Here is a 781-nt window from a genome sequence, read left to right as displayed (position 1 = left end):
TACCTGCGACTTCGATATGTTGCAGTTGCTGCCAGGTTGAGGGGAGTCCAGCCATGGCGACGTCAACTGCCGCCTGCTATTCGAGCAGAGTGAACGAGTATGTCTCCGGACGTCCCGAATATCCGGTGGCCTTGCTCTCTGACCTGCCGCAATCCGACACGATCATCGATCTTGGCGCCGGCACCGGGAAATTTACCGAGCTGTTGGCACTGAGCGGAAAGCACATTCTGGCGGTGGAGCCGATCGCTGAGATGGCTGCGCGCATTCCGGTCGATCGTCTGGCGGCAGTTGAAGTCCTTACCGGTAGTGCCGAGAGCATTCCGGCGCCTGATCGAGTTGCGGGTCTGGTTTGTTGCGCTACCGCATTTCATTGGTTCGACTATGAAAAGGCGACACGGGAGATTTTTCGAGTTCTGAAGCCGAACGGCGCTCTCGCTTTGATCTGGAATGTGCGGGACGAGCGCGTACCCTGGGTCGCGGCGTTTTCTAGGATCATGGATGGCTATGCGGGTGATACACCGCGGCAGTCTACCGGAAAATGGCGCGTGATCTTCGACGATGCCCGCTTCCGCCACCTGGAGAGTAAAAGCTATCCATTCAGTCAATCTATGCCGCCCAGCGGAATCATGGACCGCGCCCTGTCGACCAGCTTCATCGCCGTCTTGCCGAGTGAGGAACAGGACCGCGTTCGCACCGCGGTTGATAGCATCATCCAAAATGAGCCCGCGCTGATCGGGCACCACATCGTCGCGTTTCCTTACGTGACGGAGCTGCACCTATT

Annotated in this window: 1 protein-coding gene; it reads left to right on the top strand. The window is 58.1% G+C overall.

The window, feature by feature from the left end; all coding sequences use genetic code 11:
• Positions 1-53 precede the first annotated feature (53 nt).
• On the top strand, positions 54-781 hold a 728-nt coding region (locus tag HYH07_RS36175; RefSeq protein ID WP_220006920.1), incomplete at its 3' end, for a class I SAM-dependent methyltransferase.

It is taken from the genome of Bradyrhizobium sp. BR 10261 (assembly GCF_019455395.1).
GTDB classification, from domain to species: domain Bacteria; phylum Pseudomonadota; class Alphaproteobacteria; order Rhizobiales; family Xanthobacteraceae; genus Bradyrhizobium; species Bradyrhizobium manausense.
Note: the sequence above shows the minus strand (reverse complement) of the source record. Positions and strands in the feature narration are given on the sequence as shown.